The organism is Bradyrhizobium sp. STM 3809 (assembly GCF_000239795.1).
In the GTDB taxonomy this organism is placed as follows: domain Bacteria; phylum Pseudomonadota; class Alphaproteobacteria; order Rhizobiales; family Xanthobacteraceae; genus Bradyrhizobium.
Window position 1 is genome coordinate 14,026 of record NZ_CAFJ01000002.1, and the last position, 21,613, is coordinate 35,638.

Sequence of the window (21,613 nt, forward strand, 5' to 3'; positions counted from 1 at the left end):
GGAGCATGTGTATCCGATCAGGCGCAACCTGTCGAAGAGTCCGTAAGAAGACTGGCGAAACGAACGAGGACCCAACGATCATGCATCAGTTCCTCAAACGCGATGACGTGATGACCGGAGGCAGGAAGCCCGCGCTGCTGGCGCCCGATACCACCGGGCTGAACTTCTATGGCGCCGATCCGGCGCTCGCCGACCTCCTGCGCATCCATCTGCCCGATACGCTGTTCCGACACCTCGTGCCGCATCTTGACCGGCTCGGCGAGCTCGCCGGAGGGTATCTCGACGAATGCGCCAGGCTCGCCGACCGCCACGGCCCCGTGCTGCATCAGCGTGACCGCTTCGGCCGCGACGTGCAGTGGATCGAGTATCACCCCGCCTATCGTGAGCTGGAGCGCGCCGCGTTCGGCGAGTTCGGCATTCACGCGATGTCGATCCGCAAGGGCATACTCGGCTGGCCGACCAAGTATCCCGTGGTCGCCAAGCACGCCTTCACCTTCCTGTTCAACCAGGCGGAGTTCGGGCTGGGCTGCCCGATCAACGTCACCGACGGCTGCGCCAAGCTGCTTTCGAGCTTCGGCAGCGACGCGCTCAAGGCGCGCTATCTCGACGGCCTGACGCAGACCGACATGCGGAAGCTGACCCAGGGCGGCCAGTTCATGACCGAGAAGGAGGGCGGCTCCGACGTCGGCACCTTGACCACGGTCGCCGTGCCCGAAGGAGACCATTGGCGCCTGCATGGCGAGAAATGGTTCTGCTCCAATGCCGATGCCAAGGTGGTCATGCTGCTGGCGCGGCCCGAAGGCGCCGAGCCGGGCACGCGCGGCGTCGGCCTGTTCCTGATGCCGCGCTTCCTCGACGACGGCAGCCAAAATCACTATCGCATCGTCAGACTGAAGGACAAGCTCGGCACGCGCTCGATGGCCTCGGGCGAGATCAAGCTGGAGGGCGCGATCGCCCATGCGGTCGGCCGGCTGGATCGCGGCTTCGTGCAGATGGCCGAGATGGTCAACTCGTCGCGCCTGTCCAACGGCGTCAAGTCGACGGCGCTGATGCGCCGCGCCTGGCATGACGCGATCACAGTCGCACGCAATCGCGTCGTCTTCGGACAGCGCATCGTCGACCTGCCGTTGGGGCGTCGCCAGCTGCTGAAGATCCTGTTGCCGACGGAGCAGGCGCTGTCGATGAGCTTTCTCACCGCCGACGCCCTCGACCGCGCCGAGGCCGGCAGCCAGGACGCCGCGGCGCTGCTGCGCATCCTGACGCCGACCCTGAAATTCCGTGCCACGCGCGATGCCCGCAAGGTCTGCGGCGATGCGTTGGAGATGCGCGGCGGCATCGGCTATGTCGAGGAATTCGCCACCGCGAGGCTCTTGCGCGACGCCCATCTCGGCTCGATCTGGGAGGGCACCGGCAACATCGTCGCGCTCGACGCATTGAAGCGCGCCGTCGGCCGTCACGGCGCGGAGTCGGCGCTGGCGGCCGATCTGCATGCGCGGCTCGACGACAGCGCCGCCGTGCCGCAGGCCTGGCGCGAGCAGCTGCATCGCCTGGTCGATCGTGCGGTGGGCTTTGCCCGCGAGGTCGCGTCGCGCGCCGACAGCGAGGCGGAGTCGCGCCGCGCCACCAGCCTGCTGTATCATGCCGCGAGCGCTGTTTCATTGACCTGGGAAAGCGCACGCATCCACGCGATGCGCGGCGACGCCCGGCGCTTGCTGTTGGCGAAGCTCGTGGTCGATCATCGGCTGACGCCGTCCGATCCGTTCCGGCTCGCGGAAAACAAGACGGATGATGCGATCGCAACGCTGCTGCTCGGCGAGCGCGATGCGACGATGCAGGAGGTTGGCGAACTGATATCTGTGGCCTAGGCTGGCGAGGAGATATGAAGTGACATGCGGACCGAAGCTGACGCCACGCGCTCGGTGCGCCCTCTCCCCTTGTGGGAGAGGGTGGCTTTCATGCGCAGCATGAAAGCCGGGTGAGGGGTTGCCGCGAGCGAGGAGCTGAGTGTGACGCACGAACCCCTCACCCTAGCGAGTTTGTTGCTTGCATCTGTGTAGCCCTCTCCCACAAGGGGAGAGGGCGCAGTCATGAGCGCCGGAAGACGATCGGTTACGCCGCTCGCTCAATCATAACAAACAGGGAGAACGCCAATGAAAGCCGCCGTGCTGATGGAGGTCAACAAGCCGCTGGTGATCGAAGACATCAGTGTGCCCAAGCCGGGCCCGCGCGAGGTGCTGATCCGCACCGCGGTGGCCGGCCTCTGCCACTCCGACCTGCACTTCATCGAAGGGCTCTATCCGCATCCGCTGCCGGCGGTGCTCGGCCATGAGTCCGCAGGGATCGTCGAGCAGGTCGGATCCGACGTCACCTATGTGAAGCCCGGCGACCACGTCGTCACCTGCCTCTCGGTGTTCTGCGGCACCTGCGACAATTGCACCACGGGCCGCCCGGTGCTGTGCACCGACACCACGGTGAAGATGCTGCCGGGCGCTTCCAACCGGCTGTCATGGGCGCGAGCCGAGAAGCTGCACCAGTTCCTCAATCTGTCGTCCTTCGCCGAGCAGATGCTGGTGCACGAGAATGCGATCGTGAAGATCCGCCAGGACATGCCGCTCGAACTCGCCGCGCTGATCGGCTGCGGCGTGATCACCGGCTATGGCGCGGTGGTGAACACGGCGCGCGTGACCGCCGGCGAGACCGTGGCCGTGATCGGCTGCGGCGGCGTCGGCATGGCTGCGATCAACGGTGCGGAAATCGCGGGCGCCGGGCGGATCATTGCCATCGATACCAATCCGGCCAAGCTGCAGCTCGCGACCAAGCTCGGCGCCACCGACATCATCAATCCCGCCGATGGCGACGTCGTCGCGCAGGTGCGCGAGCTCACCAAGGGCGGCGTCCACCACGCCTTCGAGGTGCTGGGGCGGAAGGAGACGGCCGAGCAGGCCTTCGCGATGCTCGCGCCGGGCGGCACTGCGACCATTGTCGGCATGATCCCGTTCGGCCAGAAGATCGAGCTGCACGGCTTCGATTTCCTCAGGGAGCGCCGCATCCAGGGCTCGTCGATGGGCTCCAACCATTTCCGCGTCGACATGCCCCGCCTCGTCGAGTTCTATCTCCGCGGCAAGCTGCACCTGGAGGACTGGATCTCCGCCAAGCTGAAGCTGTCTGAGATCAACGAGGGCTTTGCCAATATGAAGGCTGGCAAGACCTTGCGCAGCGTGATTGTGTTCGACGGGTGAGGTGGTGAGCGTCCTCAAGAGGAGAGCATGTCGAAGCCGAGCAATCTAAAGATCGGTATCATCTGTTGTGGCCACGTCCTCAGACGAGACAGGCCAATTCTTCTCGTTGCCCGTCACGATGGGGACTGGCAGGTCATGTGCGGATCCGGTGATCACCACGACATAAGTGATGGATTTTTCGTCCACCTCGAACACCTGGTTGCGATCGATTCGAGTCTTGCGGAGCTCCTCGATCTACCAGACGGATGGGAGGCAGAACGTCCTGCGCCAGCGGAGCCTTGGCGCAGGACTCGTACGCAAATGTGAGCTGGTTCAAAGCAGGAAAGATCAGTTCGCAAACATCGGTGGCGGCACGAAGCCGCCGAATTCGCGCTCGATCAGCTCCGCGAGCTTCAAGGTCGTGCGATCTTCGAGCCAGGGGCCGACGATCTGCACACCAACGGGCAGGCCATCGGCCAATCCGAGTGGAATTGCGGTCGCCGGCAGGCCGGGCAGGGTGGCGAGCCCGGGCCAGACCAGTTGATCATTGTAGTCGTAGTCGACGCCACCGATACGGATACGACGCTGCGTCTGGTCCGGCGAGTGGTCGTGGGGATAGGCCGGCGTTGGCATGACCGGGGCAATCACCGCATCGAATCGCTCGAACAGTTCGCGCCATTGCGCAAGCATTGCCGCCCGCGCGCCATGGGCCTGAATCCAGCCGCGATGGCTGAGCGGGATGTTGCGCAGGCGTTCAGCGGCGAGGCTCGTCGCGTCCTTCGGCAGTTGGGCGGCAGCCTGACTGGCGCCGGCGTAAGCCTCCGGCGGCATGGTGGCGCCAAGAAATCCGAGCAGCAGTTGCATGTAGATCCGGCTCGAGGCGGCGAGGTTCGGCAGCAGCGGACTCTCGCTGGCGACGCTGGCACCGGCCTTGGCGAGATCGGCGGCGAGGCGCTCGATCGCGCCGCGCACGGCGGTGTCGGTCGGCAGCAGCGGATCACTCGCGATCACCAGCACGCGAAAATCCTGCAAGCGCCCGTGCCGCGGTTGCGGCAGCTCGAGCCGATACGCCTTGCCGGCGTCGAGAGGGTCAGGTCCAGCGATGACATCGAGCAGCAGTGCCAGATCGGCGGCGGAGCGGGCCATCGGGCCAACCACCGCAAGGTCCGACTCCATCGGCAGCGGCGGGAACGGCGGCGGCGTGTGGCCGCGCAGCGGGACCATGCCGAGCGTCGGCTTGTGCGCGGTGACGCCGCAATGGAATGCCGGCACCCGCAGCGAGCCGCCGATGTCCGAGCCGAGCGACAGCGCGCCGTAGCCGGCCGCGAGCGCTGCCGCCGATCCGCCGGAGGAGCCGCCCGGCGTACGGCCGAGATCATAGGGATTGTTGGTGGTGCCGTAGATCTCGTTGTAGCTCTGCCAGTCGCCGAGCCCGATCGGCACGTTGGTCTTGCCGAGCACGATGCCGCCGGCGTCCTTGACGCGCGCGACGATCAGCGCATCCTGAGCCGCGATGAAATCCTTCTGCTGGGGAAAGCCCCAGGTGGTCGGCAGCCCGGCGACGTTGAAGGACTCCTTCACCGTCAGCGGCAGGCCGAGCAGAGGCGCCCGCTCGCCCTGCGCAAGCCGCGCGTCGGCGGCGCGTGCGGCCTGCAATGCGCGGTCGAAATCGCGCACGCAGATGGCGTTGATCTTGTCGTCATGCCTGGTGATGCGGTCGATCGCGAGCTGCGTCAGCTCGACGGACGAGATCTCGCGATGTGCCAGAGCTTTCGCCGTCTCGACGGCGGTTGCGAACGTCCATTGCGATGCTGCCAAGGTCCTGCTCCCAGTGCGCGTGGAGGTCGTGTTCTACTCCAGGCGCGCGGCAGGCGCTTGACCGAAATTGCGAAGACGCGCGGTCAGCCCGGCAGCATGCGCTGCATCACGCGGTCGCGATAGACGAAGATGTGCGCCAGCGCCGCGCCGACATGGACGACGATCAGGATCAGCAGCAGCCATTCGGCCGCCTGGTGCAGCCCGTCGATGGCGCGGTTGCCGGCCGGGTTGCGGGCGGCGAGCATCGGCAGCTGGAACAGATAGAAATACGACACGCTCCAGCCGCGGAAGGAGGCGAACAGCCAGCCGGTGATGGTCGTGGCCAGCACCATGACATAGAGCATCCAGTGCACGGCCTCGGAGCTCAGCCGCTGCCACGCTGGCAGCGAGCTTTCGGGCGCGACCGGATGCGTCAGGCGCCAGATGAGGCGCACCACGATCAGTGTCAGGATCGTCAGGCCGAACGAGATATGCAGGATCATCGGCGTGCCCGGCGGCGTGTTGGCATGCAGATCCGGCATCAGCCAGCCGATGGGGTATTGGATGGCGAGCAGCGCCACCACTAGCCAGTGCAGGATCTTTGCGGGCGTGCCGTAGTGCAGGCGTGGTGTCATGACGAGCTTTTCCTTGTGGACCCTGGCGCAATCGGCATCCCCCGCGGGAAGTTCCGAATCGCGCACCCGGCAGGCTGCTATCAGGCGGCGCCGATCAATATCCCCACGCCCAGCACGATGATGCCCCCGAGAACGATCTGGAACACCGCCTGCAGGAATGGCGTGTCCATGTAGCGCGCGCGGATATAGGCGATCGCCCATAGTTCGAAGAACACGACGAGGCCGGCGATCGCGGTGGCGATCCAGAACGCGTTGGTCCAGGAATCCGGAACGAGATAGGGCATGGTGTGGCCGAGGCCGCCGAGCGTCGTCATCGCGCCGCACACCGCGCCGCGCAACCAGGGCGATCCGCGGCCGGTCAGCGAGCCGTCGTCGGACAGCGCCTCGGCGAAGCCCATGCTGATGCCGGCGCCGATCGAGGCGGCGAGGCCGACCAGGAAGGTCTGGAAGTTCTGATGCGTGGCAAAGGCGGCGGCGAACAGCGGGGCCAGGGTCGAGACCGAGCCGTCCATCAGGCCGGCGAGGCCGGGCTGAACGTATTGCAGCACGAATACGCGCCGTCGCGTCTCGTCCTCCTTGTGGCGCACGTCGGGGCTGAGGATCTCGTCGGTCAGTTTGGCCGCGACCTGCTCGTGGCCCTTCTCGGCCAGCGCGAGATCGCCCAGCAGCCGGCGCACGCCGACATCCTTGGCCTGCTCGGCGGCCTTGGCGTAGAAGCGCTCGGCCTCGAACTCCATCGTGCCGACCTCCTTGCGGATGGCGTCGAGCGACAGGTTCTTGGTCAGCCAGATCGGCCGGCGCTGCATGAAGCCCTTGACGTTCTCGCGCCGGATCGGCGGCAGGTTCTTGCCGAAGCGCTCTTCATACAGTTCGAGCAGCATGTGGCGGTGGCCCTTCTCCTCCTCGGCCATCTGCTCGAACAGTTTCGCCGAATCCGGATACCGCTCCGCCAGGTCTTCCGCGAAGCTCATGTAGATGCGGCCGTCTTCCTCTTCGGCCGAGATCGCGATCGCCAGGATCTCGCGCTCGGTGAGGTCGGCGAAATTCTTCATTCCAAGGTCCCCGGATTTGACGTTCTCAACATTCGACAGTTTAGAACGTTTCTAATCTCTATATGGATTGCCGCAGCGCGGTCAAACTGCCGCCGCGCCGTGGCCGCGAAACATTTCGTGAGGTCGCATTCAGGCCCCAGTCAGGGAACCCCTGGGCAAATTCACCGTTCGCGTTTCCGCTTGGCTACCTAAGGAGTTCCAATGACCACCGTCAAATACAGGCTGAACGATCCGAGACTGGCTCCGCGGCGCACCAAGATGGATATTCCGGGCTGGGCGGGCGAGCGGCAGCCGCGCGCCAATGGCTCGCATGAGCAGGTCTGGCATTGCGTGCCGTTCTCCGAAGGCGCGCAATACGGCATCGAGCTGTTCTATCCTTACGACTTCGAGCTGCAGGTCACGACGCGCGACGGCAAGCTCGAGATGTCCGGCGACTGGGGCGAGCCGCCGAGCCCGAGCCTGCAATGGCCGCCGTTCCGCAATTTCGGTGATGCGTTCTACACCTACCAGATCCTGCTCGATCTGAAGGTGCCCCCGGGCTTCGCGATCCGCACCGAGCCGCATCCGAGATTCTACACCGATCGCACCGATACCTGCCCGATCGCGGTGCCGGCGCTGATCCGGAATTTCTGGCCGATGCTGTTCTTCTGCGTGTTCAAGGCGCCGGCGGAGGGACGGACGCACATCTTCCGCCCGGGCGAGCCGTTCGCGCAAGTGATCGTGATTCCCGAGGAGGCCAACTTCACGGTGGAGCCGATGGGCCCGGACGAGGCCGCGGAGCGCGAGTTGCAGTCGCGCCGCATTCACGCCAGCCGCCCGGTGCTCGCCAAGGAGACCGAATGGGTGTCGAGCACCGACACCGTGTTCGACGGCACCTACCGCCATCTGCATCGCGCGGCGAAGGAGAAGGCGCGCAAGTCGTGAGGCTGTTCGGGCAAGCGCATCGGATGTCAGACATCCACGCGTTTCTCTGCCCGTCGTCATGGCCGGGCTTGTCCCGGCCATCCACGTCGCTCCGAGCGTCCTGACCGACATGGATGCCCGAGCCTCCGCCGCGGCTTCGGCCGCGCAGGCGGGACAAGCCAGCGCATGACGGTGTGCAAAATTGACAAGTTCGCTCGTCCCGAGAGCGCCTTGTCTCCGTACCTGATTGCCCTGTCTGTCTTGTGCCCAAACGAAAGGCGCCGACCTCGCGGTCGGCGCCTTCGCGGCTTTCACCTCACGACGATCAATAGCGATCGTAGTACCAGTGATGATGGTGATGGTGGTGGTGATGATGATAGTACCGGCGCGGCACGACGTAGACGCGCGGGCCGTAACCGTATCCATAGCCATAGCCGCGCCAGTAGCCATGGTGATGGTGGTGATGATGATGGTGGTGATGGTGATACCACTGCGCCAGCTGCACCTTCGGCTCAGCCGCCTGAGGTGCCTGCTCGTCGAGCGCCTGCAGCACCTGGGCCGCATTCGGAATCGGCTCGAGCAGGTCGGCGTAGGAATTGGCCTTCAGCACGTCGGTCGGCGCCGGAGCCGGAGCCGCTGACGCCTGCGCCGAGCCGAGCGCGCCGACAGCGGCGACCGCGCCAAGCAAGCCTGCGATCTTCTTATCCATAAATCTTCTCCTGATGCGCATCGCCCGGATGCAAAAACGTCAACCCCGAATGTTCGTTCCTCGATTCGCCTAATACGTCGGAACGGCGTCCGAATTCAGGCTGTCGATTTGTTCAGGAACGTGAACAGGAGCTCATTGACATGGTCATGTTGCTCCTGCTGCACCCAATGACCGGCGCGATCGATAAGCTCGCACAGGATCATGTTGGTGCACACTCGGGACTGCATCGCTTCGAACACGCCGGGCCGTTGGTAGATGCCCCAGTCTTGCAGGCCGGAGATGAATGCAGACGGAACGTCGATGGTGCGATCCGACCAGGTCTGCAATTCCGCGTCGAACAGGCCGGACGTGCCGCAGCGATACCATTGCAGGCCGCCCTGGAATCCATTCCGTTCATATTCGGCAGTGTAGACCGCGAGCTCGCTGTCAGGCAGCCAGCGATTGGCCGCGATCGCCGCCGCGTCAGGCATGACTTCGGCAACGGTCTCGGCCATCGTCTGATCGAGATCCATCACGTAGTAGGTCGGCAGTTTCGCCAGCTCGGTGGCAGTCCAAGCCTGCAGCGGATGCGGCTTGTTATCCAGCCAATCCGCGCTCTTGTGGTGATAATAGGCGCGCAGGAACGCATGCAGGCCCTGCGGCGCGCGATGCATGTCGGCGTTGGCCTCGCGCGTCGAGTAATACCATTGATAGTGCTTGCGCGGCCGTGGCAGCGCGGCGAGCTCGCGATGCACGGGATCATCGGGCGGCGCGAGAGGATGGTCGGCGATGTCGAACGGCGCCTCTGGTGGCCCCGGAAACGGCGCGCTCATCATCACGACCGACCGAAACACATCGGGGCGAATCAACGCGCACCACGCTGCGACCGGGCTCCCGAAATCGTGGCCGACGACCGCGGCCACATGACGATGGCCGAAGGCATAGACCACGCCGAGCGCATCGCGCACCAGATTGGTGAAGCGGAACGGCGCGAGGTCGCCGTCATAGTCGGCGCTCCAGCCGGTGGTGCGGCCATAGCCGCGCTGGTCCGGCGCCAGCACGTGATAACCGGCCGCGGCGAGCGCCGGCATCACCTTGCGCCAGCTGTAGGCGAGCTCGGGAAAACCGTGCAGCAGCAGCACGCAGGGCCGCCCCGGCGTCTCGAACCCGGCTTCGAGCACATGCATCCGCAGGCCATTGATGCCGTCCACGAAGCGCGAGCGGATGGTGGGCGGAAGTGGGAGCGGGGGGAGTGAGGAAGGAGAGGTCATTGCGGTCCTCATCAGTGTCGTCCCGGCGAACGCCGGGACCCATAACCACAGGATCACGCGGTAAGGCGTGCTGCCAGCTCCAGCCTTCGCAAAACTCAAGACGGTGGCTATGGGTCCCGGCTCAAGGCCGGGACGACAGCCTGACTGGGGCTACGCCGCGCCCTTCTTCGGCCAGTAGCGCTCGCGCAGATGGCGCTTGACCAGCTTGCCCGTCGGGGTGCGCGGCAGCTCGGGCTCGAAGTCGATCGAGCGCGGGCATTTCAGCGGCGACAGGTGCTTGCGGCAGAACAGGATCAGCTGCTCCTCGAGCGCCTTGCCGGCGCGCGCCATGTCGTGCGGCTGCACGACGGCCTTGACCTCCTCGCCCATCTCCTCGTTCGGCACGCCGAACACCGCGACATCGGCGACATCCGGATGGGTGATGAGGACGTCCTCGGTCTCCTGCGGATAGATGTTCACGCCGCCGGAGATGATCATGTAGGACTTGCGATCGGTGAGATAGAGGAAGCCGTCGGCGTCGAGATAGCCGACATCGCCGAGCGTCGACCAGCCCTTGTCGTTGTAGGCGCGCTTCGTCTTCTCTGGATCATTGTGATAGGAGAACACCGGCGCGTCGGCGAAATACACCGTGCCGATCTCGCCGGTTGGTACCTCCCGGTCGTCCTCGCCGAGGATCTTGATCTTGCCGACGACCGCGCGGCCGACGCTGCCGCGATGCTCCAGCCACTGCTTCGAGGTGCAGACCGTGACGCCATTGCCTTCCGAGCCGGCGTAGTACTCGATCAGGATCGGTCCCCACCACTCGATCATCCTGGCCTTGACGTCGACCGGGCAGGGCGCCGCCGCATGGATCGCGCCCTTCAGGGTCGAGACATCGTAGCGCTGGCGGACGTCGTCAGGCAGCTTGAGCATGCGCACGAACATCGTCGGCACCAGCTGCGACTGGGTGACCTTGTATTTCTCGACGAGCTTGAGGAACTCCTCGGCATCGAAATGCTCCATGATGATCGAGGTGCCGCCGAGCACGATCGCCATCATGTTGAAGCGCAAGGGAGCGGCGTGATAGAGCGGCGCCGGCGAGAGATAGATGCTCTCGGCATTCATGCCGCACATGTCGGCGCAGAGCACCCGCAGGAATGGGTTCGGCGCATCGATCGGATTGCCTTCGAAATCCTTCTTGATGCCCTTCGGCCGTCCGGTCGTGCCCGAGGAATAGAGCATGTCGTAGCCGGCGACCTGATCGGCGATCGGCGTCTTGGGCTGCGCGCCGGCCTCCTTGTCCCAGGAGCGGAAGCCCGGCTCGGGCTCGTCGACCATGAAGAACAGCGGGCCTTCCTTCGTCACGAGGTCGCGCACCTGCTCGGCGCATTTCGGCGAGGTGATGAAGACCTTGGCGCCGCAATCCCGGATGATGTAGGCGATCTCGTCCTTGGTGAGGTAGCGGCTGATCGCGGTGTAGTAGAGGCCTGAGCGCTGCGCGGCCCAGGCGATCTCCATGAAGGCCAGCCGGTTCTCCATCAGAAAGGCGATGTGATCTCCGGCCTTGAGCCCGAGCGCGCGAAACAGCTGGGCGCCCTGGTTGGAGAGCTCGTCGAGCTCGCGATAGGTGATGGCCTTGCCGGTGCCGGCCATCTGATAGGCGATCTTGTCCGGATGGCTCTGGGCATAAATGGAGGGGTGGGTCATGATGGGCTCACCGCTAAATCAGGAAAAGGTGTCGTCCCGGCCTCGAGCCGGGACCCATAACCACAGGAGCCTGTGGTGAGAGCGAGCTGTGGCTCCAGCTCGCGTAATATTGGATTCGGTGGCTATGGGTCCCGGCTCAGGGCCGGGACGACACCGGGGGAGTTGCGAGAGTTAAAGCCGCTCAACAATCGTCACGTTGGCCATGCCGCCGCCTTCGCACATGGTCTGCAGGCCGTAGCGCTTGTTGCGGGCCTTCAGCGCGTGCAGCAACGTTGTCATCAGCTTGGTGCCGGAGCCGCCGAGCGGATGGCCCAGCGCGATCGCGCCGCCATTGACGTTGAGACGGCTCGGATCGGCGCCGGTGGTCTTGAGCCACGCGGTCGGCACCGATGCGAAGGCCTCATTGACCTCGTAGAGATCGATGTCGTCGATCGACATGCCGGCCTTCTGCAGCGCGCGCTGGGTCGCTGGCAGCGGCGCTTCCAGCATGATGACGGGATCGCCGCCCATCATGGTCATGTGGTGCACGCGCGCCAGCGGTTTGACGCCGAGCGACTTCAGGCCGCGCTCGTTGACCACCATCACGCCCGAGGCGCCGTCGCAGATCTGGCTCGCGGTCGCCGCCGTCAGCTTGCCGTTCTCGGCGATCAGCTTGACGCCCTTGATGCCGTCGAGGCTGACGTCGAAGCGGATGCCCTCGTCGATATGATGGGTGTCGGTCGAACCGTCGGCGCGGGTGATCTGCAGCGGGACGATCTCGTCCTTGAAGTGCCCGGCCTGCGTCGCCGCGATCGCACGCTGATGGCTGTTATAGGCGTATTCGTCGAGCTCATCCTTGGAGAGCCCATACTTCTCCGCCATCATTTCCGCGCCGGTGAACTGGCTGAACTGGATGTTCGGATAGCGGCTCTCGATGTTCGGGCTCTTGTAGTGGCCGAAACCGTTCTTCGCCGGCAGGGTCGAGGACAGGCCCATCGGCACCCGGGTCATCGACTCCACGCCCGCGGCGATCACCACGTCCATCGCGCCTGACATCACCGCCTGGGCGGCGAAATGCAGCGCCTGCTGCGACGAGCCGCACTGGCGGTCGATCGAGGTGCCCGGCACGCTCTCCGGCAGCCTGGAGGCCAGCACCGCGTTGCGCGCGATGTTGGTCGACTGCTCGCCGGTCTGCATGACGCAGCCCATGATCACGTCCTCGACCTGGTCCGGCGCGGCGCCGGAGCGCTCGACCAGCGCGTCCAGCACCTTCGCCGCCAGATCGGCCGGATGCCAGCCGGCCAGACGCCCGCCCTTGCGACCGCCGGCCGTGCGCGCAGCCGCGACGATATAGGCTTCCGCCATGAGGTTTCCTCCCTAGACTTGGTTCGTGATTGGCGCCGATTTAAATGCGCGATTGAGCTTTAGTCAATCGATCAATTAACTCTTGAGATCAACTCCGGCTTCGGCTTATCTGGCCCCAACAACGTCAGGAAACGCCTTGGGACCTCAGCTGCAAAACAGCGTGCCGGAGAAGCTTGCCGTGGGGCGGAATGCCACCGCGGAAAAGCTGCTGGATGCCGCCAGCGAGCTGATGATCCAGCGGTCCTCGATCGAGATCTCGCTCAGCGACATCGCGCAGAAGTCCGGCTCGAATGCCGCGCTGGTCAAATATCATTTCGGCAACAAGGACGGCCTGCTGCTGGCGCTGCTCGCGCGCGACGCCGCGACCGAGGTCGCCAATCTCGAATACCTTCTGGCGCAGCCGCTGCCGCCGACCGCCAAGCTGAAGCTGCACATCAGCGGCATCATCCGTGCCTATCACCGGTTCCCCTACATGAACCGGCTGATCCATTATCTCTTGCACGAGAGCAGCGCCGAGGCCGCCGACGAGGTGTCGAAGTTCTTCGTCGCGCCGCTCTTGGATTTCCATCGCAGGCTGATCGAGGAGGGCATCGCGACGGGCGAATTCCGCGCCGTCGATCCGGTGCTGTTCTACACCAGCCTGATCGGCGCCTGCGATCACCTGTTCTTCGGCCGCCACGCCATGTCGCGCGCGATCGGCGTCGGCCCGGTCACCGACGAAGTCTGCCGCCAGTACATCGCCCATATGGAGGCGTTGATCTGCGGCGGGATATTGAAACGGGCGAGTAGCGAATAGGAAGTGGCGAATAGGGGGAGAGCACCCTTTGCTATTCGCGACTCGCCACTCGCTATTCGCCAACAATAATCAAACGGAGGAAACGCATCATGCAACTCAACAACGTAGCCGTTCTGATCACCGGCGGTGGCTCGGGTCTCGGCGCCGCCACGGCGCGCGCGATGGCGGCCAAGGGCGCCAAGGTCGCCGTGCTCGACCAGAGCCTGGAGAATGCCGAGAAGGTCGCCGCCGAGATCAAGGGCGTCGCCCTGCATGCCGACGTCACCAACGAGGACCAGGTCAAGGCCGGCATCGCCAAAGCGGAGGCTGCGCACGGCATCGCCCGCGTGCTGGTGAACTGCGCCGGCATCGGCGGCTCGCAGCGCATCGTCGGCAAGGACGGCGTCTATCCGCTGGCGAAGTTCGCGCGCATCATCAACGTCAACCTGATCGGCACCTTCAACGTGCTGCGCCTGTTCGCCGAGCGCCTGGTCACCGCGGAAGCGGTTGGCGAGGAGCGCGGCGTCATCATCAACACCGCGAGCGTCGCGGCCTATGAAGGCCAGATCGGCCAGATCGCCTATTCGGCCTCGAAGGGCGGTGTCGTCGGCCTCACGCTGCCAGCGGCGCGCGACCTCGCCAGCCAGAAGATCCGCGTCAACACCATCGCGCCCGGCCTGTTCCTGACGCCCCTGCTGATGGGCCTGAACGAGGAGGCCCGCAAGAGCCTCGGCGCCCAGGTGCCGCATCCCGCCCGCCTCGGCGACGCCTCGGAGTACGGCAACCTCGCCGTCCACATCGTCGAGAACCCGATGCTGAACGGCGAAACCATCCGCCTCGACGGCGCCATCCGCATGGCCCCGCGCTGACGGCGACCTCCGCCGTCGTCCCGGCCTTGAGCCGGGACCCATACTCCGCGGCGTCTGTGACGGGCAAACCGGCAGACGCCGCATTCTAACCAATCAAGCCGGTGGCTATGGATCCCGGCGTTCGCCGGGATGACGGTGAGGAGAGCGCGCGTCATGTCCCAACCGCTGCTGATCGAGCATGAGAACGGTGTCGACCGGGTGACGCTCAATCGTCCGGAGAGCCTGAACGCGCTCGATCCCGCGCTGATCGACGCGCTCAACACCTACTTCGAAAGCCTGCAGCGCAACCGCACCACACGCGTCGTCGTGCTGAAGGGAGCGGGCAAGAACTTCTGCGCCGGCCTCGATCTCAAGGCGGCCATGCAGCGCCGCGGCGGCGTCAACGAGCCGCCTGGCGTGACCGAGTCGTTGGACTCACAGCGCCGCATCGCCGACATCGTGATGCTGATGCGGCGCTGTCCGCAGCCGATCATCGCGCTGGTGCAGGGCGCCGCCGCCGGCGGCGGGTTCGCGCTGGCGCTCGCCGCCGACATCCGCATCGCCACGCGGTCGGCGCGCATGAACTGCGCCTTCATCAAGCTGGGCCTCGGGGGCTGCGACATCGGCACCAGCTACTTTTTGCCGCGCCTGGTCGGCGTTTCCGTCGCCTCCGAGCTGATCCTCACCGGCCGCTTCATCGGCGCCGAGCGCGCGCTGATGGTCGGGCTGGTGTCGGAGATCGTCGAGGAGGATGCGCTGGAGAGCGCGGCTGCGCCCTTCATCGATGCGATGATGACGGCCTCGCCGGTCGGGCTCCGCCTGTCGAAGGAGTGCCTCAATATGAGCGTCGATGCATCGTCGATCGAAGCCGTGATCGCGATGGAAGATCGTAACCAGGTGCTGTGCAGCCGCTCCGAGGATTTCAAGGAAGGCATTGAAGCCTTCCTCCAGAAGCGTAAGCCGGTCTATACCAACCGCTAGATATCAAGATCCGCAAAGGACGATATTTCGGGAGACGCAAATATGGACGGGACGGCAGCGAAGGTGTTGGAGAAGCCGGCATTCCGCAAGGTCAATTGGCTGGCGCGCGACATCGATGTCGAGCGGCGCGGCGATGGCGTGATCGTCATCAAGTCGCGCATTCCGCTGCAGGCCTATGAGCCGCATCTCGCGGCGCCGCTGGCGCGCTGGGCCAGGGAGGCGCCGGCGCGGACCTGGCTCGCGCAGCGCAGCGGCCCCGATCGGCAGTGGCGCAAGCTGTCCTACGCCGAGGCCAAGCGGACTGTGGACGGACTGACGCAGGGTCTGCTCAATCTGAAGCTCGACGGCCGCCCGGTCGCGATCCTCTCCGGCAATTCGATCGAGCATGCGCTGATGACCTTCGCGGCGATGCAGGCGCGATCGCCGGCGGCGCCGGTGTCGCCGGCCTATTCGCTGATGAGCCACGACCACCTCAAGCTCAAATACCTGTTCGGCCTGGTGAAGCCGGGCGTGGTGATGGTGCAGGACGGCCCGACCTTCGATAAGGCGCTGAAGTCGCTCGACCTCGACGGCATCACGGTGATCCACGTCGCGCGTCCCTGCGAGGGCATCCCGAGCATCAGCTTCGCCGATCTCGCCGCGACCCCGGTGACCTCGGAAGTCGAGGCCTCGATCGCGCAGATCACGCCGGACACCGTCGGCAAGCTGCTGTTCACCTCCGGCTCGACCGGCATGCCCAAGGCGGTCATCAACACCCAGCGCATGATGTGCGCCAATGCGGCGATGATGATGCAGACGCGGCCGCGCGGGCCGGATGCGCCGATCTCCACGGTGCTCGACTGGATGCCGTGGAATCACACCATGGGCGGCAATGCGCTGTTCAATCCGCTCCTGATCGAGGGCGGCACGCTGTACATCGACGACGGCCGGCCGATGCCCGGCATGTTCGACGAGACCATCAAGAACCTGCGCGAGGTCTCGCCGACCTACTACGCCAACGTTCCCGCCGGCTACGCCGCGCTGGCCGCGGCGATGGAGAAGGACGACGCGCTGTGCCGCTCCTTCTTCAAGGATCTCGGCATCATGGCCTATGGCGGCGCGCGGCTGCCGGACGATCTCTACGAGCGGATGCAGGCGCTGGCGGTGAAGACCACCGGCGAGCGCATCGTGTTCTACACCGGCTGGGGCTCGACCGAGACCGCGCCGACCTCGACCGGCACCTATTGGAACACCGAGCGCGTCGGCCTGATCGGCCTGCCGTTCCCCGGCGTCGAGCTGAAGATGGTGCCGACCGGCGACAAATACGAGCTGCGCCTGCGCGGCATCAACGTGATGCCCGGCTATCTCGGCCAGCCTGAGCTGACCAGGAAGGCGTTCGACGAGGAAGGCTTCTACTGCATCGGCGATGCCGGCGTGTTCGTCGATCCCAATGATCCCGCGCAGGGCATCATCTTCGCCGGCCGCGTGGTCGAGGATTTCAAGCTGACCACCGGCACCTTCGTGCATGTCGGCTCGCTGCGCACCGATGCCATTGCCGCGGCCACGCCGGCGATTCATGACGCGCTCGTGGCGGGGCAGGACCGCGAATATATCGGCCTGCTGGCGTGGCCGAACCTGCACGCCTGCCGGCAACTGGTCGGCAATCCCCAAGCGACATTCGAGGACGTGGTGAAGCATCCGGCTGTCATCGATTGCGTCCGTCGCGGACTTCAGGCTCACAACAAGGAGTGCGACGGCGCGACCAGCCGGCGCATCGGCCGCGCGATGCTGATGGTCGAGCCGCCGTCGATCGACGGCCACGAGCTGACCGACAAGGGCTACATCAACCAGCGCGCCGGCCTGGAACGCCGCGCCGCCCTGGTCGAGCGTCTCTATGCCGATACACCCGACAGCGACGTGATCGTGCTGTGATGAGCCCCTCTCTTTCCATTCGTCATTCCGGGATGCGTGCGAAGCACGCAGGCCCGGAATCCATAACCACGATCGTGCGTATGGATTCCGGGCTCGCGCTCCGCGCGCCCCGGAATGACGGCAAGTATTGATCCGACTTCCAAGGCGAGTGACATCCATGAACTTCGATTTCTCCGACGACCAGAAGCAGCTGCGGGACCAGGCGCGGAAATTCCTCGCCGAGAAGTGTCCGCCGAAAGCCGTGCGCGTCGTGCTCGACGGCAAGGAGGCCTATGACCGCGCGCTGTGGAAAGGCTTTGCCGAGATGGGCTTCCTCGGCGTGGCCATCCCCGAGGAATATGGCGGCGCCGGCGCCGGCCATCTCGAACTCTGCGTGATCGCCGAGGAGGTCGGCCGCGCGCTGGCGCCGGTGCCGTTCTCGTCGACGGTGTATCTCGCTGCCGAAGCCTTGATGCTCGCCGGCAGCGATGCGCAGAAGCAGGCCTGGCTGCCGAAGATCGCGAGCGGCGAGGTGATCGGCACCCTCGCGCTGTTCGAGGGCACCGGCAATCCATCGCCGAAGGCGATCAAGCTCGCCGCCGCGAATGGCGTGCTCAACGGCACCAAGAAGCCGGTCGCCGACGGCGCCATCGCCGATCTCATCATCGTCGCCGCGCGCACGGCCTCGACCGGCCGCGACAGCGACATCTCGCTGTTCCTGGTCGACGCCAAGGCTGGCGGCGTCGAGGCCAAGGCGCTGACCAATCTCGATCCGACCCGCGGGCAGGCCGAGCTCACTTTCGCGAACTGCAAGGCCGAGCCGCTCGGCGCGGCCGGCGAGGGCTGGAGCATCCTCACCCAGGTGCTCGACCGCGCGGCGGTGTTGACCGCGTTCGAGCAGGTCGGCGGCTCCGACCGCGCGCTGGAGATGGGCCGCGACTACGCGCTCGACCGCATCGCCTTCGGCCGTCCGATCGGCTCGTTCCAGGCGGTCAAGCACATGCTCGCCGACATGTATGTCTCGGCGACCTTAGCGCGTTCCAACGCCTATTACGGCGCCTGGGCGCTCTCGACCAATGCGCCGGAGTTGCCCGAGGCCGCGGCGTCGGCACGCATCAGCGCGACGCAGGCCTATCAGCATTGCGCCAAGAACAACATCCAGGTCCATGGCGGCATGGGTTTCACCTGGGAGTTCGACTGCCACATGTACTACCGCCGCGCCAACGCGCTCGCGCTCGGCCTCGGCAGTCTGTCCTACTGGGAGGACCAGCTGATCGATCGCATGCGCAAGCGCAACGCGGCGTGACCCAAGCCCGTCATTCCGGGGCGCTCGCGCGCGCAAAATGGCAAGGCCATTTTGCGCAGAGCGAGCGAACCCGGAATCCAGAGGTTATCTCGTCGCGATTCCGGGTTCTATGCTGCGCATCGCCCCGGAATGACGGAACAAGATCGTAGGGTGGGCAAAGCGAAGCGTGCCCACCGCAAGTGTCGCGGTTTGGATTGGTGGGCACGGCGCGTTGCGCCTTTGCCCACCCTAAGAGATGAGAGGCTGGACCCATGAACTTCGATGACACCCCGCAGGAGGCAGCGTTTCGCGCCGAGGCGCGTGCCTGGATCGCGGCGAATGCGCCGAAGCAGTATGAGGATGAACTGCGCGCGTCCTCGCTCGGCCGCACCGCGCTGAAGAACGCCAACATTCTCGAGGTCGCCAAGGCCTGGCAGAAGAAGAAGGCCGACGCCGGCTGGGCCTGCCTGCACTGGCCGAAGGAGTATGGCGGCCGCGGCGCCTCGCCGATCGAGCGCGTGATCTGGCAGCAGGAGGAGGGGCCGTTCGGCAAGCTCTCCGCGATGTTCATCATCGGCCACGGCATGTGCGGCCCGACCGTGATGGCCTACGCCTCCGAGCAGCACAAGCGGGAATATCTGCCGCCGCTGGCCTCGGGCGAGAAGGTGTGGTGCCAGCTGTTCTCCGAGCCCGCCGGCGGCTCCGACGTCGCCGGCCTGCGCACCCGCGCCGAAAAGCGCGGCGACGAGTGGGTGATCAACGGCCAGAAGATCTGGACCTCGGGCGCGCACTACTCCGACTACGGCATCCTGCTGACGCGCACCGATCCGACCGTGCCGAAGCACAAGGGCCTCACCATGTTCTTCCTGGACATGAAGAGCCCGGGTGTCGAGGTCCGTCCGATCAAGCAGGCCAGCGGCCACTCGGATTTCAACGAGGTCTATTTCACCGACGTCGTGATCCCGGATTCGCAGCGGCTCGGCGCCGTCAATGACGGCTGGAACGTCGCGCTCACCACCCTGATGAACGAGCGCATGTCGATCGGCGCCGGCGTGGCCACCGGCTTCCCCGAGCTGTTCGATTTCTGCTCCAATCTGATGCTCGACGACCGCGCGGCGATCGACGACCGCAACGTGCGCTCCAAGCTGGCGAACTGGGCGGTGAAGGCGAGCGGGCTGAAATACACCAGCATGCGCGCCATCTCGGCCCTGTCGAAGGGCGAGCGGCCCGGGCCGGAGAACTCGATCGGCAAGCTGGTCGCCGGCGCGATGGTGCAGGACGTCGCGACCTACGCGCTCGATCTGCAGGGCGCCGCGGGCGTGCTCAGCGGCCCCGAGGCGGAGCTCGCGGGACGTTTCCAGGCGATGCTGCTGCGCGCGCCCGGCACCCGGGTCGAAGGCGGCACCGACGAGATCATGCGCAACATCATCGCCGAGCGCGTGCTCGGCCTGCCCGGCGACATCCGCGTCGACAAGGACCTGCCGTTCAACCAGGTCCCGACCAAGGGACGCGCGTAGTAATCAGAGCCGTAGGGCGGGTTAGCGCAGCGTAACCCGCCGATGGCTTGAACGAAGCCAGGGATTTGGCGGGTTACGCCTTCGGCTAACCCGCCCTACGAATACAAAGTGAGGGTCAGGCCATGAACTTCGACGATACCCCGCAGGAAGCCGCCTTCCGCGAGACCGCGCGCGCCTGGGTCGCGGCCAACGCGCCGAGGGAGCTCGAGGAGGAGCTCGAAAGCTCCTCGCTCGGACGCATCCGGCTGAAGCACGCCGACATCGTCGAGGTCGGCAAGGCCTGGCAGAAGAAGAAGTCCGACGCCGGCTGGGCCTGCCTGCACTGGCCGAAGGAATATGGCGGCCGCGGTGCTTCGCCGATCGAGCGCGTGATCTGGCAGCAGGAGGAGGGCGTCTACGGCAAGCTGACGCAGCCGTTCCAGATCGGCGAGGGCATGTGCGGCCCGACCGTGATGGCCTATGGCAGCGAGGCGCACAAGCGGCGCTATCTGCCGAAGCTTGCCTCCGGCGAGGAGATCTGGTGCCAGCTGTTTTCCGAGCCGGCCGGCGGCTCCGATGTCGCGGGCCTGCGCACCCGCGCCGAGAAGCGCGGCGACGAGTGGGTGATTAACGGCCAGAAGATCTGGACCTCCGGCGCGCACTACTCCGACTACGGCCTGCTGATCACGCGCACCGATCCCAACGTGCCCAAGCACAAGGGGCTCACCATGTTCTTCCTGGACATGAAGAGCCCGGGCGTCGAGGTCCGCCCGATCAAGCAGGCCAACGGCATGCAGGAGTTCAACGAGGTCTATTTCACCGATGTCGTGATCCCCGATTCGCAGCGGCTCGGCGCGGTCGGCGACGGCTGGAACGTGTCGCTGACGACCCTGATGAACGAGCGCATGTCGATCGGCGCACGGCTTGCCACCGGCTTCCCGGAGATGTTCGAGTTCTGCTCCAAGCTGATCACCGAGGCCGGGCTCGCGATCGACGATCGCGCCACGCGCTCGAAGCTGGCGTCGTGGGCGGTCAAGGCGAGCGGGCTGAAATACACCAGCTACCGCGCGATCTCGGCGCTGTCCAAGGGCGAGCGGCCCGGTCCGGAGAACTCGATCGGCAAGCTCGTCGCCGGCGTGATGCTGCAGGACATCGCGATCTATGCGATGGACCTCGAAGGTGGCGCCGGCGTGCTCACCGGTGCGGATGAGACGGTGACGCAAGGCCAATTCCAGCAGATGCTGCTGACGTCGCCGTCGATGCGCATCGCCGGCGGCACCGACGAGATCCTGCGCAACATCATTGCCGAGCGCGTGCTCGGCCTGCCCGGCGACATCCGTGTCGACAAGGACGTGCCGTTCAACAAGGTGCCGACCAAGGGACGGAGCTAGCCACACTGACGTCATTCCGGGGCAAGGCCGCGAGGCCTTGAACCCGGAATGTCGAGGTTGGTTTGCATCTCTTTTTTAGAAGCTCGAGATTCCGGGTTCGGTCGCTGTCGCGACCGCCCCGGAATGACGTTGTGCGGAAGGCGAGCGCAGGTTGCGCCCGCATTCGAACTCCAGGAAGGTTAGGATGTCATCAGCAGCAAATTCGGAGCAGGGTCCCATCACCATCCTCGAAGACCTCATGGCAGCCCGCTTCTCCTGCCGCAGCTTCCGCGCCGATCCGGTGCCGCGTGCGGCCATCGAGCGGATCCTGACCGCCGCGCAGAAGACCGCGTCTTGGTGCAACAGCCAGCCAT

18 protein-coding genes are annotated in these 21,613 nt (G+C 65.6%); 11 read left to right on the forward strand and 7 right to left on the reverse strand.

Annotated features, from left to right (window positions below):
- Window positions 1–80: 80 nt before the first annotated feature.
- Together BRAS3809_RS00105 and BRAS3809_RS00110 are read left to right on the forward strand one after the other, a co-directional pair.
- Window positions 81–1,865, forward strand: a complete 1,785-nt coding sequence (locus tag BRAS3809_RS00105; protein WP_008960066.1) for an acyl-CoA dehydrogenase family protein — start codon at window positions 81–83, stop codon at window positions 1,863–1,865.
- Window positions 1,866–2,150: 285 nt separating this feature from the next.
- Window positions 2,151–3,239, forward strand: coding sequence for a Zn-dependent alcohol dehydrogenase (locus BRAS3809_RS00110; RefSeq protein WP_008960068.1), 1,089 nt, complete (start codon window positions 2,151–2,153; stop codon window positions 3,237–3,239).
- Window positions 3,240–3,566: 327 nt separating this feature from the next.
- On the opposite strand, the gene BRAS3809_RS00115 is transcribed toward BRAS3809_RS00110, so the two are convergent.
- From BRAS3809_RS00115 to mbfA, 3 genes are all read right to left on the reverse strand, one after another.
- Window positions 3,567–5,036 (reverse strand): amidase, encoded by a 1,470-nt coding sequence (locus tag BRAS3809_RS00115; RefSeq protein WP_008960070.1) that lies wholly within the window; start codon window positions 5,034–5,036, stop codon window positions 3,567–3,569.
- A gap of 83 nt (window positions 5,037–5,119) precedes the next feature.
- Window positions 5,120–5,650, reverse strand: a complete 531-nt coding sequence (locus tag BRAS3809_RS00120; RefSeq protein ID WP_008960071.1) for a cytochrome b — start codon at window positions 5,648–5,650, stop codon at window positions 5,120–5,122.
- Between the two features lie 80 nt (window positions 5,651–5,730).
- Window positions 5,731–6,702 carry an iron exporter MbfA gene (gene mbfA, locus BRAS3809_RS00125; RefSeq protein WP_008960072.1) on the reverse strand — a complete coding sequence of 324 codons (972 nt, stop codon included), beginning with the start codon at window positions 6,700–6,702 and terminating at the stop codon, window positions 5,731–5,733.
- A 201-nt stretch (window positions 6,703–6,903) separates the two neighbouring features.
- On the opposite strand from mbfA, the gene BRAS3809_RS00130 reads away from it, so the two are divergent.
- Complete coding sequence (locus BRAS3809_RS00130; protein ID WP_008960073.1) at window positions 6,904–7,626, forward strand: hypothetical protein; 723 nt, start codon at window positions 6,904–6,906, stop codon at window positions 7,624–7,626.
- Between the two features lie 304 nt (window positions 7,627–7,930).
- Here BRAS3809_RS00130 and BRAS3809_RS00135 read toward each other — a convergent pair whose 3' ends face one another.
- The 4 genes from BRAS3809_RS00135 to BRAS3809_RS00150 all read right to left on the reverse strand — a co-directional run bounded on the left by BRAS3809_RS00135 (window position 7,931) and on the right by BRAS3809_RS00150 (window position 12,594).
- The gene (locus BRAS3809_RS00135) at window positions 7,931–8,314 is read right to left on the reverse strand and encodes a hypothetical protein (protein WP_008960074.1); all 384 of its coding nucleotides are present in this window, start codon (window positions 8,312–8,314) and stop codon (window positions 7,931–7,933) included.
- A gap of 95 nt (window positions 8,315–8,409) precedes the next feature.
- On the reverse strand, window positions 8,410–9,480 hold the full coding sequence (locus tag BRAS3809_RS00140) for an alpha/beta fold hydrolase (RefSeq protein WP_008960075.1): 1,071 nt from the start codon (window positions 9,478–9,480) through the stop codon (window positions 8,410–8,412).
- Between the two features lie 234 nt (window positions 9,481–9,714).
- Complete coding sequence (locus BRAS3809_RS00145) at window positions 9,715–11,250, reverse strand: acyl-CoA synthetase (protein ID WP_008960076.1); 1,536 nt, start codon at window positions 11,248–11,250, stop codon at window positions 9,715–9,717.
- Between the two features lie 171 nt (window positions 11,251–11,421).
- Window positions 11,422–12,594, reverse strand: a complete 1,173-nt coding sequence (locus BRAS3809_RS00150) for an acetyl-CoA C-acetyltransferase (RefSeq protein ID WP_008960077.1) — start codon at window positions 12,592–12,594, stop codon at window positions 11,422–11,424.
- Between the two features lie 136 nt (window positions 12,595–12,730).
- Here BRAS3809_RS00150 and BRAS3809_RS00155 point away from each other — a divergent pair, with 136 nt between their 5' ends.
- The 8 genes from BRAS3809_RS00155 to BRAS3809_RS00190 form a co-directional block, all read left to right on the forward strand.
- Window positions 12,731–13,390, forward strand: coding sequence for a TetR family transcriptional regulator (locus BRAS3809_RS00155; RefSeq protein WP_008960078.1), 660 nt, complete (start codon window positions 12,731–12,733; stop codon window positions 13,388–13,390).
- An 89-nt stretch (window positions 13,391–13,479) separates the two neighbouring features.
- Window positions 13,480–14,238, forward strand: a complete 759-nt coding sequence (locus BRAS3809_RS00160; protein WP_008960079.1) for an SDR family NAD(P)-dependent oxidoreductase — start codon at window positions 13,480–13,482, stop codon at window positions 14,236–14,238.
- A gap of 153 nt (window positions 14,239–14,391) precedes the next feature.
- Window positions 14,392–15,198, forward strand: a complete 807-nt coding sequence (locus BRAS3809_RS00165; RefSeq protein WP_008960080.1) for an enoyl-CoA hydratase/isomerase family protein — start codon at window positions 14,392–14,394, stop codon at window positions 15,196–15,198.
- Window positions 15,199–15,240: 42 nt separating this feature from the next.
- The gene (locus BRAS3809_RS00170; protein WP_008960081.1) at window positions 15,241–17,109 is read left to right on the forward strand and encodes an AMP-binding protein; all 1,869 of its coding nucleotides are present in this window, start codon (window positions 15,241–15,243) and stop codon (window positions 17,107–17,109) included.
- Between the two features lie 157 nt (window positions 17,110–17,266).
- Window positions 17,267–18,394 (forward strand): acyl-CoA dehydrogenase family protein, encoded by a 1,128-nt coding sequence (locus BRAS3809_RS00175; RefSeq protein ID WP_008960082.1) that lies wholly within the window; start codon window positions 17,267–17,269, stop codon window positions 18,392–18,394.
- A gap of 251 nt (window positions 18,395–18,645) precedes the next feature.
- Complete coding sequence (locus BRAS3809_RS00180) at window positions 18,646–19,890, forward strand: acyl-CoA dehydrogenase (protein WP_008960083.1); 1,245 nt, start codon at window positions 18,646–18,648, stop codon at window positions 19,888–19,890.
- Between the two features lie 122 nt (window positions 19,891–20,012).
- The gene (locus BRAS3809_RS00185) at window positions 20,013–21,260 is read left to right on the forward strand and encodes an acyl-CoA dehydrogenase (RefSeq protein WP_008960084.1); all 1,248 of its coding nucleotides are present in this window, start codon (window positions 20,013–20,015) and stop codon (window positions 21,258–21,260) included.
- Window positions 21,261–21,498: 238 nt separating this feature from the next.
- Window positions 21,499–21,613: nitroreductase family protein (locus BRAS3809_RS00190; RefSeq protein ID WP_035654675.1), on the forward strand; the 115-nt coding region annotated here is incomplete at its 3' end.

What these genes read in the sequence shown, in the direction of transcription:
- BRAS3809_RS00105 (WP_008960066.1), top strand. Translation starts at nt 81, where the DNA reads ATGCATCAGTTCCTCAAACGCGATGACGTGATGACCGGAGGCAGGAAG.
- BRAS3809_RS00110 (WP_008960068.1), top strand. Translation starts at nt 2,151, where the DNA reads ATGAAAGCCGCCGTGCTGATGGAGGTCAACAAGCCGCTGGTGATCGAA.
- BRAS3809_RS00120 (WP_008960071.1), bottom strand. Translation starts at nt 5,650, where the DNA reads ATGACACCACGCCTGCACTACGGCACGCCCGCAAAGATCCTGCACTGG.
- mbfA (WP_008960072.1), bottom strand. Translation starts at nt 6,702, where the DNA reads ATGAAGAATTTCGCCGACCTCACCGAGCGCGAGATCCTGGCGATCGCG.
- BRAS3809_RS00130 (WP_008960073.1), top strand. Translation starts at nt 6,904, where the DNA reads ATGACCACCGTCAAATACAGGCTGAACGATCCGAGACTGGCTCCGCGG.
- BRAS3809_RS00135 (WP_008960074.1), bottom strand. Translation starts at nt 8,314, where the DNA reads ATGGATAAGAAGATCGCAGGCTTGCTTGGCGCGGTCGCCGCTGTCGGC.
- BRAS3809_RS00140 (WP_008960075.1), bottom strand. Translation starts at nt 9,480, where the DNA reads ATGCATGTGCTCGAAGCCGGGTTCGAGACGCCGGGGCGGCCCTGCGTG.
- BRAS3809_RS00145 (WP_008960076.1), bottom strand. Translation starts at nt 11,250, where the DNA reads ATGACCCACCCCTCCATTTATGCCCAGAGCCATCCGGACAAGATCGCC.
- BRAS3809_RS00150 (WP_008960077.1), bottom strand. Translation starts at nt 12,594, where the DNA reads ATGGCGGAAGCCTATATCGTCGCGGCTGCGCGCACGGCCGGCGGTCGC.
- BRAS3809_RS00160 (WP_008960079.1), top strand. Translation starts at nt 13,480, where the DNA reads ATGCAACTCAACAACGTAGCCGTTCTGATCACCGGCGGTGGCTCGGGT.
- BRAS3809_RS00165 (WP_008960080.1), top strand. Translation starts at nt 14,392, where the DNA reads ATGTCCCAACCGCTGCTGATCGAGCATGAGAACGGTGTCGACCGGGTG.
- BRAS3809_RS00170 (WP_008960081.1), top strand. Translation starts at nt 15,241, where the DNA reads ATGGACGGGACGGCAGCGAAGGTGTTGGAGAAGCCGGCATTCCGCAAG.
- BRAS3809_RS00175 (WP_008960082.1), top strand. Translation starts at nt 17,267, where the DNA reads ATGAACTTCGATTTCTCCGACGACCAGAAGCAGCTGCGGGACCAGGCG.
- BRAS3809_RS00180 (WP_008960083.1), top strand. Translation starts at nt 18,646, where the DNA reads ATGAACTTCGATGACACCCCGCAGGAGGCAGCGTTTCGCGCCGAGGCG.
- BRAS3809_RS00185 (WP_008960084.1), top strand. Translation starts at nt 20,013, where the DNA reads ATGAACTTCGACGATACCCCGCAGGAAGCCGCCTTCCGCGAGACCGCG.